The organism is Spartinivicinus ruber, assembly GCF_011009015.1.
GTDB classification, from domain to species: Bacteria; Pseudomonadota; Gammaproteobacteria; order Pseudomonadales; family Zooshikellaceae; genus Spartinivicinus; species Spartinivicinus ruber.
In genome coordinates, this window is sequence record NZ_CP048878.1 from 4,204,736 (window position 1) to 4,226,180 (window position 21,445).

5 protein-coding genes are annotated in these 21,445 nt (G+C 43.2%); 1 reads left to right on the forward strand and 4 read right to left on the reverse strand.

The genetic code is table 11. The features are described 5' to 3' along the window. Window positions 1-103 precede the first annotated feature (103 nt). On the forward strand, window positions 104-511 hold the full coding sequence (locus G4Y78_RS19045) for a hypothetical protein (protein WP_163834532.1): 408 nt from the start codon (window positions 104-106) through the stop codon (window positions 509-511). Window positions 512-854: 343 nt separating this feature from the next. Here the strand turns inward: G4Y78_RS19045 and G4Y78_RS30825 are convergent, their stop codons facing one another. From G4Y78_RS30825 to G4Y78_RS19065, 4 genes are all read right to left on the reverse strand, one after another. Then, window positions 855-2,288, reverse strand: a complete 1,434-nt coding sequence (locus G4Y78_RS30825; protein ID WP_222937535.1) for a LamG domain-containing protein — start codon at window positions 2,286-2,288, stop codon at window positions 855-857. A 253-nt stretch (window positions 2,289-2,541) separates the two neighbouring features. Next, window positions 2,542-3,990 carry a LamG-like jellyroll fold domain-containing protein gene (locus tag G4Y78_RS30830; RefSeq protein WP_222937536.1) on the reverse strand — a complete coding sequence of 483 codons (1,449 nt, stop codon included), beginning with the start codon at window positions 3,988-3,990 and terminating at the stop codon, window positions 2,542-2,544. 757 nt (window positions 3,991-4,747) lie between these two features. Further along, the gene (locus G4Y78_RS19060) at window positions 4,748-5,161 is read right to left on the reverse strand and encodes a hypothetical protein (RefSeq protein WP_163834533.1); all 414 of its coding nucleotides are present in this window, start codon (window positions 5,159-5,161) and stop codon (window positions 4,748-4,750) included. A gap of 2 nt (window positions 5,162-5,163) precedes the next feature. Beyond that, a complete protein-coding gene (locus G4Y78_RS19065) occupies window positions 5,164-21,009 on the reverse strand; it encodes a LysM peptidoglycan-binding domain-containing protein (RefSeq protein ID WP_163834534.1) in 15,846 nt (5,281 codons plus the stop codon). Window positions 21,010-21,445: the final 436 nt, after the last annotated feature.

Here is a 21,445-nt window from a genome sequence, read left to right on the forward strand (position 1 = left end):
AACAAAGAAAGCCTATGTAGGTTACTTGTGGATAATAAGTAATTATCAGTATTTTCTAATAAGAAAAACTCGGTTATTTTTCCAACTTTTTGGGAAGGTATCTATGCTCAAACATCTCATCACAGTTTCATTACTTTTAATAGCATCAACAAGCCAAGCAGGCTGGGTGAGCATGTATGTTTATTGCGCTAAACCTGATGGCAGTGATTGGAATTGGCTAAAACAGCCTAATGGAGAATATGCAACTGTATTTGGTTATATGGATAGACAGTCTAAACCACCTCACCAATATTTTCATTACCATAGGATTAAAAAGTACGAGTACGACCTTCTAAAAAGTCAATGTAAAGCTGGTTATGTACCCCAACCAGCCAAAACCAATGGTGATGGCTGGTATGTTTTTCAGGTAGAAAACCTAAATGGTAATAAGTCATTTGCTGAAGGTTATCGTACTCTGTATCGAGATCCCTGTTCTATTACAGATCATTACCGAGACCCACGCTGCGATTAATTGGCAGGTCAAACTTGCAAATTACAATATGTTGACCGAAAATTTCGAATAGCTATTAAAACTTTATATTTTTAAAGCTTTATTAGCTATTTTTTTATTTTGCAATTACTATCTAATTAATTATTTTTAGAATATATCTTTTAGTAAGTACCTGTTGCCTTTTGAAGCAATAAAGTGTCAGAAAGTAAGCTTTGTGTTCAATATAGGATAACAGGGTATTCTTTCACCGCTCTTGAAGTACCATCCTTGGCACATCAAGAGCTAAAACAACATCCATGTCGTAGCTACAGAATACCCTATTCCCCATATTTACTGACTTGGGCGATAGCTAGACATTTAGTTTCTAGTCAATAATAGTTAGGCGACAATTAGCAACATACTCTTTCCAACTAACAAAAGAAAAGTTGAGGTCCTTATCACCTGCATTACTCCAATTTTCATAATCCCCATCAGAAAAATAACATGCATAAAAATTAGCTGAGTTTGCTTGGAATAAGTTATCTCCGTTTTTTCCAGCAAGTCCTTCTCCTACCCAGACCTTAGTATCTTTATTATAGAAAAACATAGTGCTCTTATATTCAACAGCACCAGGATACGCAGTGCTCCAGTCTTCCAAACCTATACGTAGTTGACAACCATCCTCATCACTACATAAATCAATAATATCCTGTTCTGGGATAACAATTGATGTTCCACGCTCTGCTTTTGTCGTGTAATAATGTTTACGATCTACCGAAGAACCTGGGTCACCTTTATCGCCTTTAGGGCCTTGAATACCTTGATCTCCTTTTGGCCCCTGCTGTCCGATTTCGCCTTGTGGTCCTTGCTCTCCTTGTTCTCCCTTTTCTCCTTTAAAGCCTTGCGGGCCTCTTGGGCCTATAGGACCCGTGTCGCCTTTATTACCCTTTTCACCCTGTAGACCACGATCCCCTTTTTCACCTTTATTTCCCTGATCACCTGTCAACCCACTTGGCCCTTGTAATCCTCTAGGCCCTTTTGGCCCCTGATAAATAGTCGGCACACAATTGAAACCTAATTCTGCTAAACATTTGGCTTCAATAGAACTTAAGGGGCGATTATAGAGCTGAATTTCATCCAGCTGTCCTTGAAATGGGCTGCTCAAATCACTAACCAAGCTGTTACCCACAGAAATGAGTCCTGTAAAACCCCCTGCTGGCTTTCCTTGTAATTGCACAGGTAAACGCTTGCCGTTTAACGCCACATGCATCCCATGTAGTTTACCATTAAATGAAAAAACCACATGCTGCCACTGATTATTGATATTGGTTAATGGGTCTATTGATGTCACACCTTTTGGGCTGGGTGAGCCATCTTGCCATTCAACATGCAAATAATTATTTTCATCTAAATAAACCGTGAATACGCCATTATCATTCACTTGTTCAAATAGTACTTGTTGAACATTATCTGTCGTGGTTTGTTTAAGCCAAAAGGATAATGAAAAAGGCTCAGCACTATTAAACCCAGGGATATTAATTAACAATGGATTGTCTTGCTCTACTTTCAACGCATTCCCATTGGCACCATCTGGTGTATAAGTACCACCACTTAAAAGAGCTTCGCCTGGTTTTATCAAATCAGCCTTTGCAAAAAAATAACCATGGTGATGATTATCAGAATAATCCCGCGTCCCTTCTTGAGAAAAGCCCCCATCAAATGACCAAACACCCAGTTCAGAAGTGGTTGACTGTGCAACAGCTGATGAAGATAAAGCGACCGAGATAGCAATGGTTAGAGGTTTAACTATTTTATGCATGTTTTTCATCTTACAATTATTTTCAAATAAAACTTTCTAGAATAGATTTTTAAATAAGTACCGGCTGCCTTCTGCAGCAACAAAGTGCCAGGAAATAAGTTTTGTGTTCAATATAGGATAACAGGGTATTCTTTCACCGCTCTTGAAGTACCATCCTTGGCACATCAAGAGCTAAAACGACATCCATGTCGTAGCTACAAAATACCCTATTCCCCATATTTACTGACTTGGGCGGTAACTAGACATTTAATTCCTAATCAATAATGGTTAGGCGACAGTGAGCGTCATACCCATCACTCCATGAAAGTAACCAAAAATTATTATCCTTATCTGACACATCTTTCCAGTTGATATGTTGTCCATCGGTAAAATAGCAAGCCCATGGACTCATAATATGCTGAGTTACATTGTTATTATTTTCTCCTTGCACATCGCCTGCTGATGCTCTCCATTTTTTTGTTTCGGCATGGTAATAAAATAATGATTCGCGAGATGCTATCCGATGACTATTTGGACCATTCTCTCCATCCCACCCTTCAAGCCCTATTCTAAGCTTACACCCATCCTCATCTGCACATAAATCAATAATATCTTGCTCAGGAATCGCTAAAGAAGTGCCACGTTGTTCTCTTGATACAAAATAATGTTTACGATCTACCGAAGAGCCTGCTTCACCTTTATCCCCTTTTTCACCTTTTGGTCCCTGGTCACCTTTATCTCCTTTGTCGCCTTTAGGCCCTGTTTCGCCCTGTGGTCCTTGCTCACCTTGTTCTCCCTTTTCACCTTTAAAACCTTGCGGGCCTCTTGGGCCTATAGGACCAGTGTCGCCTTTATTACCCTTTTCACCTGGTAAACCGCGCTCACCTATTTCACCTTTATTTCCCTTATCCCCTTTTAATCCAGGCGAGCCTTGGTCACCTTTTTCCCCTTTAGGGCCTTGATAAAAAACCGGTACACAATTAAAACCATTTTCAGCAATACATTTGGCTTCAATCGAGCTAATGGCACGGGTAAACAGTCGTACTTCATCCAGCTGGCCATTGAGTGGCGTTTGTAATTGGTTTAACTCACTATTACCGATAATTAACGGACCATTAATGTTAACAATGCTATTTAAGCCTAAGTTAACCGTATTCGCTGCTTGTCCATTTAACGACAGATACATATTTTTCGCATCACCACCAAATGAAAATACCAAGTGTTGCCATTGGCCTTTACTATTATTTAACGGTAATGATACCAAGCCACCTTTTTCACCCGTTGCCCCAACAAAGGCCACATTGACTTGGTTTTTATCATCCAAATAAATCGCAAATTGCGCCTGGCTATTGGTATCAGCTTTTTCGATTAATGTTTGCTCGATATTTAATTGATCAATTTTAAACCACAATGCAACAGAAAAAGGCTGGGTAATATCCAAATCAGCAGCTGGCACCACCAATGGATTTTCTGGTTCTACCACTAACGCCGTACCTTTTTTACCATTAACAAACTGACCACCCGATACATCACCGGCCTGACGCTGATAAAAATAACCATGGTGTTGCGCCGCTGAAAAATCAGCCGCGCCTAATTGATGTTTACCGCCATCAAAGGACCAATAGCCGTATTCAGAAGAGGTAGGAGTTGGATTAGCTAATGCATTACCCGCAATAGCCATCGCCAACAGGAGAGGGGCTTTTTTAAATTGTTTTGATTTCATTCAGAACTGCCTAAGCCTATATTCTTCGCGAATGACTTTTAGAGTTTGTTGCCGTCGCTCCCAATCACCTATTATTTTAGGCTCATGGGATTCATCACTTGGCAGCCTCATCTAAAAGACACTCGCTTTGACTATAAATAACTACTCAATAAAAATGAGTGGTAATTATACAGCAGTAGTTAAATGAGTAAAACAATTATAAAAGTAAGGAGCTGTTTATTACTATAAAAAATAGTATGAGGCTAATAATTGATAAAATGCTTTGTCATGCTGTTATATCATTAACTTTAAATAATCGCCTGGCTGCTTTCATTCCTTTTAGCCAGCTTTATCCCAGTTGTTACAATAATCTTATATTTGCCCTGCATTAACTGCGTTTTTCTCGCAACCAACGATCCACCACCCACTGACGACAGTTATTCACATGGAAGTAATGTATACAAGTTTTGCAGGACGCAAAAACTTGCGCTCAAATGACTGGCCTGTCAATTGATCTTCATAACCTAAAAAAGCCCGTCGTACACAACGAGTAATGCAATGACCAATTTTTCTGGAAAAAAATTGGAACATCTTTAGCTGGCCCGTAGGGTATAGTGCAAGGATGCACAATATAAAGAAAGGCGTCGCATTCAACGACACCTGTTATTGACGGGCACATGTCATACTCAAAACCTGTTACAACATAATGACTTCTATTTTAAAGGTTAAATGACACTTATATTGTGTCAGATTTATGCGTACGTCCCAGTGACCATTTTTAATTATTTTCCTTTATATAAAATTTACTTTCAGAAAATTCATCTCCATGCACAACAAATATTTCCTTACCAAACAAGTTTTTATAAGGAAATATATCTAACTCAATTATAACACCAGCGTTGTCTAAATATTTATTTAAGACAACCCCTACATCCTCATGATTTCCTTCCTTCGTCAGATAACTTCTCCATAAGCCTATATTGTAACTCACAAGAGTTTTATGTTTATCATCAAAAGCAAATTGTTCATATTTACCATTTTGATAAACACATATCTTATCTATAGGCTTAACAGTATTCTGCACATAACAGCCTTTAAAGTCTTTCAAAGGGGTGCTATACCCATGAAATAAAAATAGACAACCCCCTAAAAAAGCAAATAAGCAACATGTAACGACTGTTTTATTCTTCATAATCACTTACTCCTTAAAGGCCTTGACCACTCTATTGTCATATATAAATCACCTTCATTAGGCCCAAGTATTTCCGGATTTAGCCAGTCCCAACCTGTTTCACTACGTTGTCGCCCGAAGGTTAATGAGTTCAAAGACATATTATTTTTTGCACGAAATACCACTTCATTTCCATGTCTTATTGCTTCACCTTTCCATGTACCTACGACTTGTTCCGCTGAATTTAGGTTAAATGCTCTCCAAAACCATGTATATTTATAATCTACCTTATTCATTTCACCTAAGTCAGGTGGATTGCCAGCAAACTTATTATAAAATCTGTCTTCAAGTAATTTAGCGCCATCTCCTTGACTAAAGATTTTAGACACTCTACTTTCAGGACTAAAATGTAGATTACCTCCATAACCCAGTGCCCAATGTTTTACCACATCAATAGGGTGCATATTTTCAACAGAGTTATAGTCTTCAACAATATCTCCCCGATTAGTCACTGTTGCAAACTCAAGAAGATCTTCTTTTTTGACTGCTGCAACTAATTTATTTTGGTGCTTTTCATTACCACCGAAAAATGCAAGCCCCTCTTTTCCATGTTCTATTCCTATTTCTTTATCTACACTGAGTGCCAACTCAAAATTATTAACTATTTCTATTGTTCTTGTATGAAAGTCTTTTGGTGACTCATTATATAATGGCTTAATATATCCTTTCACTTGGTTTATTTGTTCCGCTTTTGATTCACCCACTGGATCTGGTTCAAAATTAGCCAGATACGCTTGGTAGTTTTGATCATTACGTTCCTGCCAGTTAGTTCCTACGCCTATTTTCCTAAAGCCACTACGGGCATACAGGCCTGCAGCACTTTTTGCTTGAGAAGATTGACTTACATCATAATCAGGGTATGCTTCACCTACCGAGTTTAAAAACGCTTTTTTCTGGTTATAAGAGTACCCTTCAAGCCTTCCATTTAGTTGCTCATCAATTTTAATTTCTTCTACAATTTGTTGAGTATAATCTTCAGCAAGTCCTTGATTAATAACATCTGGGTTGACTTGCTTAAGCTCCTCTTTCGGATCATAGCTAAACAGCTTTTCTAAATCAGTTTGTATAATTTCTGACTCAACACCATATGCCTTCTTACTCTCGCTGCCATGCTGATTTTCCTTAGCACTTTCATTTACGATAGAACTAGATTGAGGACGGTAGTAAGCTTTTATTGAATGTCCAATTGAATTACCCGCAAAGCTATTAACATCAAACTTACGTTTATAAATTGCTGCCTCAACACCTTCACTAATTAAAGTATCGGTCGTTGTATCTACAGCCAAATTATCCGTCCTATAATCAGCATTATTTAATCCTCTGCTGATTCCTGCAGAGATAGAAGCAACAGCGGTAGAGCGCCAATCAAACTTTTTCTGCAAACCTGACTGCATGGAAAGTGCTTGTGTACCAATATTACCTACAGCAGCCCTAGCAGCAGCTTGCCAACTATTGACTTGTTTTCCTGCCCCAAAAACAGTCTTTCCTAAACCACTTGCTGTACTGAAATACTCACCAACAGCACCACCTACAACAGTAGAAATGCCTGTTTGAAGACCCGCTTTCGCTGCTTGCTTAAATGAGATTTTATCTTGTACACCAAGCGCAACTCCAGCTGCTTGGCCTGCTATTGAGCCAACTGTTCCAGCCACAAATGCAGCCCCAACCGAAGCCCAACTTAGGGTTGATAAAGTTGCTAGCCCTGCTGACATGGTTGCTGCAAAACCAGAGGCAACCAAGCCACCTGCTGCCGCAGTTGCGGATGTTCCTGCAGCCATAGCACCAAACGCAGCCCCCGCAGCCCCTGCCGTAAATATGGTCGCAACAATCGCCACCACTATAATAATCACCTGAGCCGCCCCACAGCCCCCACCTTTCGGTGCCGGCGGTGGTGGCACATCCGGCAATGTCGGACTCACGTCGCCTATCGCTACGCCGGCATCATAGGGCCTAAACGTACTGCTGTTGTTGTGGATGTTGGTGACTTTATTCGGCACGGTTAATACGGTGCCGGGTTTTAGGTTGGCAATTTGTTCAGGTTTTAACCCATTGGCATCGGCTAATAAGAACCACAGGCTGCTGTCACCCCATAAAGCCAAGGCGATACTTTGTAAACTGTCGCCTTTTTTAATGGTGTATACCCCTGGGCTTTGTGCTGGGTAGTTTTCACCAATAGCCCGGTAGTTGGCATCAAAGTCAGCACTAAAGACTGGGGTGACTTTATCGGGGCGGCGCATTAAGCCTTGGTTATACGCCAGCTGGGTAGCGTAATCGGTGTAAGTGGGGCCATCATCCCCCACATCGCCGATACCCACTCCGTTCATATAATAAAACTGATGGGTTCTTAAATATTGGGTGCCATCCCGCTGATGACCTTCTTCAGTACGGGTTAAGACTTGGCCTTTGTGGTTATTAATATACTTCAATATTCGTGCGTTATATTCATCCTCTACATAATTGATATGGCCATTTTGGTCATACCCAAAGGTTGAGGTACCCGGCTGCCAAACCCAACGTAACTCCTGGCCAGTTTTGGCTTGGCTACGAATGGTTTTGCGTTTGTATTCGTCCCATAACTCATAGCTGTAATGGGTTTTAATCACCGGGTCATCACCAAAGGTGGCGGTGACTTTCAGGTTACCTACCTTATCGTATTCAAACGTGGTGCCTTTACTGCTACTTTCGCCTTTTTCGGTCGTGGTGGTTTCTTTGATGGCTCGGTTATTAGCGTCATACTCCTTGCTGACTTCCCGATACAAATTACCCTGTTGATCATACTCCCCGTATAACGTGGTATTACCCACTACATCATTGACCCGACGGGCACGGAGCACGCCATCAATATGGGTGGTCGTCAATTTACCATTTTCGTCATAGGCGTACACTTCCGTGTTATTTTTACTGGTTGCCTGAACACGTTGCCCTGCAGCGTTATAGCTAATTTGATAACCATGATCACCCGCTACAATTTGGCCGTCTTTCAACGTGCCCATAGTGGTGGTAAACCGATTCATGGCATCATAGGTATACCAAAACGCTTGTACATGCTTTTTCAATCCAGGATCGGTTTCTGCTGCTACGGGGTCTTGGTCTACTTGAATATATTCACTGCGCACGTTACGCCGATTACCCATGGTATCGTATTCATAGGTAATGGTGTATTTCGGGTCATCGATTTTAGTAATACGATTGAGTGCGTCATACTCTACATTCGAGCGTTGGGTATAAACCCTTTTTTGCCCCTGATCTTCATCAATGTTGTAATAGGCCTCAAATATTAAATTACCGTTTTTATCGTATTTAAACTCGGAATAATTATTTGCACCTAAATCATCAATATTTTTGATATAGCCATTGTTGTAATAGCCGTAATAAATTTCCTGATCATGCTCCAATTCATTTTCTAAGTTGGTGTCGCCCTTTTGCCACAGCAATTTCCCAGCCGAGTTGTATTTGTACCAGAATTTCCGTCCCCCTAAATCCTCGTGATAATGAATCCGGTCAAATACGTCTTTATGGTCTATTAAGGTTTTTTCTTCGGCATTGGTATTTGTGACAACCCAGCCGCCAATCTCTCCAATCGAGCCGTTATATTCATACTGATAGGTTGTGGTAAACCCCGCATAATCGGTATGGGACAGCACCCGACCACTACTGTCGTATTGATAATGCTCGGTTTTACCTAAGGCATTGGTGTGACTAACTTGTTGCCCCGCGGCATCATAGCTATAGGTGTCATTATTACCACCTGCCCGATTGACCTGGGTAATATTGCCCACTTGGTCATAACCATAAGTGGTTACCAGGTCCAACTCGTTAGTCTGTTTAACTTTGTGGCCAAACTCGTCGTATTGTTGCTGGACTTGCCCCCCATCCGCATGCAGTTCTCCTGTTATATGGCCTGCGGCCCACTGCTGCTCATTAGTATTGCCATTAGCATCAGTGGTCGACAGTTGTTGGCCAAATAAGTCGTAGCCATAACGGGTAGTGGGCGTCACCTGCTGTTTATTACCTTGCTCATCGGTGGCACTCACTTCCGGGGCTTGCTTAAGCACCATCTTGCCCAGCTGGTTATAGGTAAAGTGTGTAACCTTCTCATTACCATCCACTTCTTTAATAATTTCACCAAAGGCGTTATAAGCTTGCTGACGGTGAACGGCATGGCTGACCAGTGCTTGCTTACCAATTAAATAATCCAGGCTATTGCGATGGTAGGGTGGCCGCCCGGTATTTCGATGGGTAATGCTGCCTTTTTTAATTCCCTGATGGCGATCCAACTCATGGTGGCCTGTGGCGGTATAAGTACCAGACTCAAAACGTTTGCCTTTAAAGCTATAATCGCCTCGCAACCAGTCTAATAATTCCCACTCACCGGCCGTATTTTGTTTATAGACATTAATGGTGTAGGTAAAGACACGCCCTTCAGCACTTTGCAATTTGGTATTCGGTGTTAACTGAATGGATTGCTGGGAAGCATCAACCTCTGTTGAACCTTTTGCTCCTGCAAAACCGGCATCCCAGTCAAAGCGTAATTTACCCGTGTAATTACCCAGGTTTTTCCAGCTTAAATAAATTGTGTCTAACTGCTGCTCACTGGGCTTGGCTTCCGCATTTGTTTCAGATGCCGGCGTGGCCGCCGTTTGGGTCATATTTAATTGCAGATCAAAGGTTTCACCGCTTTGGGCATTTTCATTGGTTTTAAAAATCCCCTCAGCCCGGTTCATCACGTTACCCTGAGCATTCACCGCCTCATAAAAATACTCATAGGTTTGGTTTTCTTTTAACCCAGGGGCATTGGACATATCCACGGCCCAATGGCCACCATTACGTCGTACCCGTGACCCCGTCACCTGAAAGCTGTATTTTTCTGGCTGATAATTCGCTTCGTTATATTCCCGGCTGGCATAGCCTGGGTCTTGCGCCACCCGATAATAAAACCGTAGTCGGGTAGTTTCTTTGGGTTGTTGTTCTAAATTAATAATTTGCGGTGCATAATGCACTTGCCCGTCTTCGTAACGCGTGCCACTTGGACCAGAACCTGTCCAGTGATACCGCCCTTTCGCATTGGTTAATAATGGCGTGTATTTACCGTTACCATTATCTTTATACAGATTAAAACGATAAATCATCCCCTGGCTATAAATATTGCTCCTCGTCGTTTTATAACTGCGCGAGCCTCGGGTACCAAAATTAACGCTGCCGGTACTTTGATTAGCGGTAAATTGCGAAACACCTCGTGACTTCCAAGTAAACCCTGAGTCCCAGTCCAGTTTAAATTTCGTGGGCGCGTTATTAACATCCTTCCAATTAAACTGTACGGAACGAATATCATAATGCACTTGCGGCTTATTGCTTCGGCGTGGCCTGGCTTTTAGTGAAAACCGCATTTGGAAGGCTTCACCACCGGACATGCTGGCTTTACCAAAGGTATACGGGGTGGCCTCAACTACCTGTTCAGCTGGGGTAGTGCTATCCGTCCCAGTCAGGAACGACATTTCCGGCTGAATCACATCCGTAAGTTGGTTACGAGCATCGTAACGGCTTAAAGTGATGTGTAACTTACTCGCATCCAGGGTGCGAATTTCACTGAGGGTAATGGTTGATAAATCAATTGCCTGGGATTGGATTTCTTGGCTGACATTACCATTTTCATCGTATAAATAAAGGCGTGGCGCACCATTTTTTTCATTGGTTTTGACCAGGTTACCGGCTTGGTCATATTCATAATATTCCTGAATTTGACCATTAATCCCTTTGCCGGTGATTTGACCATGGGCGTTATGCCACACGTGTTTGATGGCACCGATCCCTTCATCTCGCCACACTTCCCGGTTATAACTGTCGTAGGCAAGCCGCATATCCACCGCTTTAGTGGTACCGTCCGCTTGCAATAAATGCTGGCGTTTACGCACCACATTGCCGTTGCCATCGTAAAATAATTCGGTGGCACTGCCATTAGCATCAATTTGTTTGATAGCGTTACCCGCTTTGTCGTATATCAGTCGGGTAATTAAATCCCCAGCACTTAACTCAAATTGGGTTTGTTTGCCATCCGCTTGTTCTTGTACCACTAAAGCTTGTTGACCTTGGGCATTGTAGTAGGTGCTAGTAGTCTGGCGCACCGTTTCACCACTGGCAGCTGTATAGCCAGTGCTTTGCTCCAACACTTTTCGATTTAAGGCATCGTAGCCAATATCAATCCGCTCTGCTGGGCCAGTTGCTTCGCCTGCGGTGGTTTCGCCTTTGCGAATAATCGCCACATTATTGCCGTTGGCATCATACAACAGCTGGGTAATGGCATCGCCGGTGTGGGTTTGCCATTCGTTGCCCACTTTGACTTGGTGCTCCACATTCACCTGGCGGGTTTCGATGAGGCGGCCTAAAGCGTCGTATTGTTGGCGAGTAATTCGATTATTGGCGGCGTTTTTATCCAAGCTATCCAGCAGCGGTTGTGGATCAGACTGTTCCGATAAATTCGCTAATTGTTCAGCCGTCAGGGATTGAGCAAATTTAATTTCTTCTATTTGCTGACTGGCTGGGTTATAGCTTTTAGCCGTGGCGTAACCTAAAGGGTCAACCGTTAAAATGACATTGCCAGTGGCATCGTAATAATTAAAGCTGGCGTTACCCCGGCCATCGATCACTTTGATCACATTACCATTGGCATCATACACCTGGTGTTGGGCTTTACGACCATAGAAATAGCCTTTATCAATATCGTGCATTAACACCGTGCGGCTGTATTGAGCCACTTCCCGGTTATTGGCATCGACTGCAAAGGTGGTTTCTCGGTATTGGCCTTGGCCCACCGGTTGACTGTTCGGGTAAACAGTGCCCACTGAGGTGTCGTATACCCGCTCGGTTAATTTATTACCAGCGGCATCATAGCTAAATTCGGTTAAATAGCCTTCCCCATCCACTTTGGCGATCACTAAATTACGGGCATTGTAGTAAAAGGTACTGGTATTACCGTTGGCATCGGTTTCGGTAATCACATTGCCGACCGCATCGTAACGGCGCTGTACTTCAGGTATGGTATTTTTACCGCCACCCGATTGACCATCTTCCACCCAATGCTGAGCTTTTCGCTGGGTAATTAATCGGCCTTGAGGGTCGTAATCCATTTCAGTGATTAAAGGGGTGTTGCTGCCTACCCCAACCGTTGTACGAACCTTGTTGTCTAAGTAATCGTAATCGTACTGGGTCACTACCGATTGCATCGCCACTGCACCGGTTTCGGCATTCGTCACCACTCGGACCTGCGGCGAGTATTGTTTAATTAACCGCCCTTGGGCATCGTATTCAAACTGGGTGGTATTGCCGTTGCGATCGGTATGGCTAAGCTTATTGCCTTGCGCATCGTAGCTAAAGGTTTCGGTAACGCCCGCTTCGGTGACAGCGGTAATTTGGCCAAAGCCATTAATTTGATTTTGTTTACTGAGCACCCCTGTTTGACTATTTAATTGGGTTAATAAGTCGTTGAGTGCGGTATTTTCATCATAGCTACCAATACTACCAGATAGCGGCTGCTGATAACGCAGGGTTTCGACCACTTGGCCGAAGGCGTTATAACGAGTTTCGGTGGCATAACCAGAAGGACCGATTTGTAAGCGTAAACGATTATTGGCATCGTAATAAAAATACCCTTCCGCCCCTTTTGGGTCAGTGGCTTTAATGATATTGCCAAAGGCATCATATTCCGTTCGGGTCACATACCCTAACGCATCGGTTTCTGAGGTTTTATGCCCCGCCGCATCAAAGGTTTGGGTGCTGGTATAGGCGGCTAATAATGTACGAATCTCGTCGTCAGTTAACTCATGAGCCCGTTTGGTGGCACCGGGAACGTCTTCACCCGCCTCATTTTGTACGGTATGTGTCATCCCCAGTTTGGCTCGCTCGGCTAATGCCCAATCGCTGTCTTGGCTGATCAGCGCCACACCACGAGCATCAATAATGGTGGTTAACCGGCCTAAACTGTCGTATTGATAGCGGGTTTCTGCAGCCGCCTCAGTCCCTGCTGCTTTGATTTCTGCGATTTTTTGGTTGCGGTCGTCATAGCGGTATTCAGTGTGGCGTTCTGACTGTTTACCCGCCGCTTCAATTTTACTGGTTAAATTACCAAAGGCATCGTACACATAATGAGTTTCATGGCCATTGCCATCCGCACTCGGCGCTGTTTCGGCAATTAACCGGTTTAATCCGTCATAACGGAATCGTACAATCCGATCGGCATACACCAACGAGCGGGACTGATTCGCGCCTTTGCTTATTGGCAATAAACCGCTGTAACGGTTTTCGAAAACCTTATTACCAAACGCATCGTAATCAAACACAGTTAAATAACCGTTGTCGGCATCTACCTGTTTTAATTCACGGACTAATTGGCCTTTACCGTCATAGTGGAACAGGGTCAACCATTCACCCGTTTCAGTTTGCCGATGAATCGCAGTACGTTGACCTAGCGCGTCATACTCATAATATTCCACCCGGATTTTATGCTGCTGTATGGCGGTTTTTATTTCTTCAACCGTCATATCCGCTTTTAATACCGATGCGGCACCGGTTAATAAACCAGTTTTATTCCCTGCTGCGTCGTATTGGTAAACAGTGGATTGGTCGTTATCAGCCGCCACTAAAAGAGAGTCAACTTCTGTTGTATTCAGTGATGCAGTGGTTTGGGATAACGCTATAGGCTTCGCATAACGTACACTCCGAATTAATTGACCTACCCCATCATATTCGTGCTGAGTGACATGGCCTAATGGATCTATTTCAAAGGTGGCACGCCCCGCCTGATCATATACTGTACGGGATACTACATAATCCAACTGTCCTAGTTTACGTGCAGTTTGGAAAGACGATGGTTTGCTTTGATAAGCAATAATCCCTTGATAACGGCGAGTTTCTATTACACGACCTAAGCCGTCATACAGTTTTTCTGTTACATGCCCTTGGGCATCAATGGTATAAATTTCACGCCCCGCTTTATCATATACATGCTGCTGAAACGCTGCCGTTTCGTTATGTTCAGCAATATGAGCTGCAATGACTTCTGCTGTAATAAACTCAGGGCCTGTGCCTCCTAAGTGAGCCGGTAAATTAATAGGTGTTTTATATTGCAAACTGGCAGTAATACGACTGTTGATATCATACTGAAATTCACTGATATAACCTGCCGCATCAATCTGGTATTGCTTGCGCCCTAAGCTGTCATAAATAATCTGGCTAGTTTGTTTTGCAACATCATCATTCGCCGATAAAAATTGGCTTACTTTCTCACTTAATTCTGCAAGATTTAAGTTCGCTAATTGTTCAGGTTGAATATTTAAATCATCTTCAAAATGCAGACTATATTGAGTTGTGCCTGCTAACCGGCCATTTTCATCATAATGATTAACTGCTACATAACCTGCCGCATTAATCGTAACCACAGGCTGGTTTAAACCATTATAAAACTGGTAACTGCTAATGGGCTGTTGGCTTTCTAATTGTTCAATTAGTTGGTCAAATTGCTGACCGACAAATAAATGCTCTACATTGGATACAGGTGTCGTGTATTTATTTTCCTGAATGATATTGCCATTGGCATCGTACTGAAAACCGACTGCATGGCCAACACTATTAAACTGATAAGCAACCCGTCCATCCTTGTCATACAAGGTATAAGACACATGGTTCTTTTCTGTCAGTTGTGGTTTAGGCCGAGCAGAGACACGCCCTTCCACCGCCACTCGTGAATCGCCACTGTGGTTAATCAGGTCGGCTGCTAGCCCTTCAATAGTAATTGGCTTTGCTAACTGACGCTCGATGATTTTACGGCCAGCATTGTCATATTCAATGACACTAACGCCACCATTACCATCCACCATGTAGCGCAATTGATTATTGCCATTGTAGGCATAGTAGGTACTGTCGCCATTAGCATCCGTTTCCACAATGACATTATTGCGCTGATCATATTGATAGTCGGTACGTAATGCTAATCCTTCGGGATCAATAATCTGTGCAGTTTTGCGTCCTAAACTGTCGTATTCATAATGAACGGTAGATTCAACGCCCGTCTCCAAGCTGCCTTTTTCCACCGCCACTTGGTTGCCTAGTTCATCGTAACGGTAACGGGTAAACAGCTGTACTCCTCTAAATTTACTACCACTGATAATTTCAGTGACCCGGCCATTAGCATCATAAGTTGTGCGAGTGGAAGTTAAACGATCAGGCCCTGATTGACTGATCACCCGGCCCTGGGCATCCAGGGTATAGCGTGTGGTTAATTTAAAACCTGTTGGGTCTACTACCTCTTGGATTTTACGACCTTCGGCATCATAACTAAACTGTCGGGTAATCCCTTGCTTATCAGTGGTTTCTGTTAACCAACCCAACTGGTTAAACTGTTTTTCACTGGTTTGCAGTAAATTGCCTTGGGCATCAAAAAATTCGGTTTTAGTTAAACGACCTGCCGCATCATACTGATACTGTTTACTATTACCGTTAGGGTCTTGAACTTTTAACGCCTCGCCATGTTGATTAGACCAGGTTTTCACCGTGTGACCACCCGGAGAGGTCACCGATAATGTCCGTTGTTGGTCATCGTATTGATACTGAGTGACTTGCCCCAGTGGATCGGTGACCTGCACTTTGCGGCCTAACGCATCATAGCGAAACTGGGTTTTGTTACCACTATCAGTAACTTCCGCAACTACCCGATTTAATCGGTCATAGGCCGTCTGGGCAACATTACCATCAGCAAAAGTCTTAGTAGTGAGGCGGCCAAAAGCATCATAAGCATTGTGGCTAATTTGCTGATCAGCCCCTTCCCCAGCCACACTTCGAATCAACTGACCGCGCTTATCATAATAGGTACGGGTAGTGGTGTATGCTTCGTTGGCCGCTTGAATGCTTTTGGTGAATTCGGATAACTCACCAAAACTGTTGTAGGCCAAACGACTTATGCCGCCTTCTCCGTCAACAGTGAGAGTTTTTTGCCCCAAACGGTTAAAGGCTTGCTGGGTGGTAATATCTTCCGCGCTGGTCTGAATATCCTTCAGTTGCCGACTATTATCCCACCCTCCGGTTAACCCTTCCGTGCTAATTCGAGTTTGATAACGGATGGTTTTAATCTTTTCACCAAAGCCGTTATAGCGGTGTTCCGTCACTTCACCCAAACTATTAATGGTATAACGCAGTTGATGGGAACGATCATAATAAAAGTAGCTGGTTGGCTGCTGGCCATTTTCAGCTTGTGGCTGAATCACTTTTATTTTTAAGCCCGCATCGTTATACACAAACTGATTACTGTGGGTTTGCCAAATTTGCGCTTTGGCTTGGTCGGTAGTAGCTGTTTTTAGTAATTGGCTACCTTCGGCAGTTAACTCTGCAATAACCCGACCTTTTTGATCAAACCGACGCTGCTGTACAACCGCTTTAGAGCGAGCTTGATCTTCACCCGTCACAACGGTGGTTAAATTACTTAGCGGATCATATTGGTATTGGGTGACGACCCCAAACCGATCTATAGACTGGATTTTACGGCCTGCTTGATCATAACGGAATTGCTCCACCCACTTGGTTTGTTGTGGATCAGTGGCTAATTGACGCAGCTCTACTAACGATTGTTCTGTAGCTGGGCTATTTAAAGCAGCTTCCGCTAAAGGCTGATTATTAAATACCGCTAAAGGCTCATTTTTAAGTACTGCTAAGGGCTCTTTTTTAAGTACCGCTAAAGGCTTTTGATAACGGATGGTTTGGCTTAATCGTCCTAAGCTGTCAAAGATCTGTTCGGTTAAATAACCTTCCGCATCGATAGTCGCCACCTGTCGTCCAAAGCTGTCGTATATAAAAAAGGTTCGCTGGTCTTGATCACTAGCAGCGGGACGAAGATGCTCCAAACTATGGCTAAATTGTTGACTTACCACATAAGGAGTTTTAGTGGCATAACGAATTTCTGAAACTTTTTGCCCGGCTTCGTTATAGATAATTTCAGTTAAATAACCCTCGGCATCAATAGAGCCAATTAACTGTTGGTCATCATTATAAAAATGGTGATTAAAACGGCCCGCTATTTTATCGCCATTTTCGTCACTGAATTTTAATAACACTTGTTTTTTCGAGTAGCCATCAACTGTTATTCGCGCATGGCCTTCCCGCTCAATGACCGGGTCGCCATCTTGAACAATTTTAATAGTCAGATCATTACGGCCAGCAATTAAATCCGTTAATGCCAACTCAATGGCTTGTTTATCTGCCGATAACTGGCTAGCTAAATCGACAAATTCATACTGGCTAGGCTCCTGCTGAGCCAATCGATAGGCAACGGTTGTTCCCGGTTTGGTGACAGCTAATGGTAACTGATCCAGGGGAATGGTCAGGCGGGTATGATAATTAATCTCTTGCTGATTACCGACTTGATAAACAAATGACTCTTCCGCTCGGGTGCCATCATAATAATATTTGGTCATGGATATACGATAAGTGCCGCTATCCAACTCACGACCTAAGGATAAATTCACTTCCCCTTGGTAATGACGATACCCCCTTGGGTAGGTCAACGCATGGCTGACTTCTTCGCTTTGGCTCCCTACTGAGTCGACATAAGTAGAGATATAATCGATTTTTTTCGCTTCTTCGGCTGAAATAATACCGGTTAGCGATGCTCCCTCTACGGTTTGACTATTAACCGCTGCTTGAGAAAACTCAATATTTTGTGTGGAATCTCTGGAGGTAGGCACCAATAAAAAGGTGCCAGATTTTTCGGTCAGCTGTTCATTGTCAATATTGCTGGCATCCTGCTGATGCACTAAGCGGACTTCATAAGGTAAATTCGGTACTACTTCTTCAAGGGTGGCCTGATAAAAACCATCGACAATCTCTACAGCAACTGTCTTAAAAGGCGCCGTCGCCGTTAAACCAAACGGTGGGCGATCTAAGGGGCGGTATTCAATCTGATGTTTAGTGCCAGGCTGATTGGCCAGCGCATCAACCGGCCAACGAATCGTTTGGCTAATAAACTGGTGACGACCTTTTTCAATCACAAAGGTTGGTTTGGCAATCCGTTCACCATTTTGCAAATATACCACTACACTGGCACGATAACGGCCACCCGTTAAATGGCTAGGTAGAATTAACTCGCCTTGATAATTATCAAATTGAGCTGGGTCGGTTGTTACCCGTTTGGATTGACGAGTTTTCAAATCAATAAAGTCTACGACTATCTTGTCAACCGATGCTTGCTCTTCATCCGTTAAATAATTTACTAAAATAGTACCGGTAATATCAGCCTTATTTTGTTGTTTAATCACAGTGACATGGTTAGGAATGCTATCCACCATTTGATAGCTGCTTGAGCCACTCAGCTGCAAAGTAGCATAGCTTTTGACGGTTTCTGTGGTCTGCTCGGAAGCACCCAGTTGATAGGCCGAGGCTTTATAAGTCGTTTCCCAAGGTGTAGTCGACGAGTTCCGTACAACAATCGGCGTGTAGTCACCCAAATTGGCCTGCACTTCAGCAACGGTTAATCGCTGACCTAGTAGGCTAGTCGCTAATGGGGCCTCGTATTGATGTTCACCCACCACTTTACCATGGGCATTATAAACCCACTCTTTGACTTGGCCCTGGCCATTAATCGCAAATCGCTTTTGACCTGCGGTGTCGTATACCCAGTAACTATGGCGATCGGCGGTAGCAGACGACGCAGGCCGTAGTGTATCCAACACCAGTTTTTGTTCATTAATTTGCCCACCCATCACTAAGCCTCGGGTGTTTACCTGCTGGTGGTACTGGATTTGTTCAATTAACTGATTATTGGCATCGTAACGATACTCTACCATTGCCCCAAGGCTATCTATGGTGGCCACTTTACGATTACGGGTATCATACAGGGTGTAACTGCGTCCACCATTGGCATCCTGCATGGCAATTTGCCGACCCGCTTGATCATAAAAATAACGGACTTTACCCAAAGTCTGGGTGTCATCAGTGGCTTGTTCGGTACGGCTTAATAATCGACCGGCTGCATCAAATAATTCAGTTTTAACTAACCCGCTAGCGAAGGTGGTCGTCACTAAATGGTTTTGGTCATCATAACGATAAACAGTGGTTAAACCAGCTTGATTGGTTTTACTCAACACCCGCCCTAAGCCATCATAGCTTAAGGTTTCTGTTGCCCCTTCAGCATTTGCCGTGCTTAATAACCGACCAAAGTGGTCGTAGTTAAAGACAGTTTCAATCGATTGTGCTGCACCGTTTTTATCCGTACCCTGTTTAACGACTTTATTAATTAAACCGCGACTGTCGTATTCAGTCAGGGTTTGAGTAAGTTTCGTGGCTTGACCATTGGCTAACTGTGCATTAACCCAATCAGACACCGCCGTTAAGGTGATCTCACTTTCTGTCTCTTCAGGTGAAGCAATCGGATATACAACACCAGCTAACTGATAAGTTTCAATTAACTGGCCCTGGCTGTCATACTGAAATGCAGAAACTCGTCCCTCCGCCGATAAGGTAAATTGACGTAATCCTTGTGAATTATAAAGATGACGGGTAAACGCTGCATTTTCCGGTATGGCCGTGAATTCCGCAGGCGTTGTAGGTGCTCGCTGTAACTGCCAGGTGGCCTCGGCAATTAACTGTTGCTGGGTATTATATTGATAGTGGCTGACCCGGTTTTCACTGTCGATTTCATAGGTAAGATTACCCATACTGTCGTATTGACGGCTAATTCGGTCACCCAACCCATTGGTAATTTGGGTAATATTGTCTTGCTCGTCATACTGATAAGCAATCGTATCCCGCTGGCCATCCACTGCGGGGGTAAATACTTGGGTAATACGGCCCTGGTCGTCAAACTGATAACTGGTTTGATGGCCCAAGGTATTAGTGACATGGGTAATTTGTTGGGCAACATCGTATTGATAGTCTACACCCACACCCGTAGCATCACGATAACTGGCTACACGGTAAGTGCCGTTCACCTGTTCATAGGTAAAAGTTAAAGCCGTACCGTCACTGTTATGAATGGTTTTGATGCGCTGGCTGTTACCATCGTAACGGTATTGGGTTTGATACGTTTGGCCATCAGTAATACTGTTATCTGCTGGCGTTAAATCCACGATCACATGACTTAAGCGGTTTTGCTCATCGTATTGATAGCGCGACACCACCTGGCTTATTTGTTGACCTGCTTGATTGGGATAAGCCACTTGTACTTCAGTTAACAGGTTGTCAGTGTAAATCAATGAAGTGACTTGACCCGAAGCATCCGTAATTGTACTTAACTTGTTGTTTAGGTAACTGAGCTGAGTTTGATTACCTGCTTTATCCGTTAACTGAATTAATTGCCCTTGAGCATTATAGGTTTCAGTGACACGACTAGTGCCTTCTGTCCAGGTCCAGGTTTGGCTAGTCTGGTCATATTGAAAGTAATCATGGGCACCCTCACCATCGGTCGTAATATAGGCTTGCAGCTTTTCATCATAGCGATAAACACTATCACTCCCATCACCATTTTGCTTAATTAAACTACTACCTGGTTCATTCGGTGGCTCAGGTAATTGACTGATAAACCGGTTTAAGCCTAACAGCCAAGGGTTATGACGAGGATCATTGGTTTGCCCCTGGCTGTTATAGGTGTGCAGCAAAGTTGTATCTAACCCTACACTGGCTACTGCATCGGTATGATGACGCACCACCAGGTTACCGGTTTGATGGTTAATAAAAACCCGGTTATTTCCTTCACCCAGCTGGCTATTGCCCCCTAGTCCAGCTAATACATTGTTATGTAAACCTAAATCTTGTCCAGCAATCACTGCAACCATAATAATTCTCTAATTCTTAACTATCTGTACACTAACTGTTGTACATATAATGGCGACTAAAAAACAATCAATTGCGTTTTTCGTAAGCCCTTTAGTTATATATCCAGAGTTTTCAGAAAAACGTAAACTTTTTTTTCAAACTTTTTTTGTTTTTATAGAAATGAGTATTTTTTAGTCAAAAAAAACAGGTTAATTGAATACCAATTACTCACTTACAATATAAAGGCAAGACAGATAGTGGATGATTCGCATATTGTATGAAATATTCCCTTTCCCCTGCGAGGCTGTTGCGGAAGGGTGTAGAAAGTAAATTTAGTGTCTGATATGGAATAACAGGATATTCTTCCGCCGCTCTTGAAGTGCCGTCCCTGGCACATCAAGAGCTAAAAAGGTATCGATGCCTTAGCTACAGAACACCCAGTCATCCCATATCCGC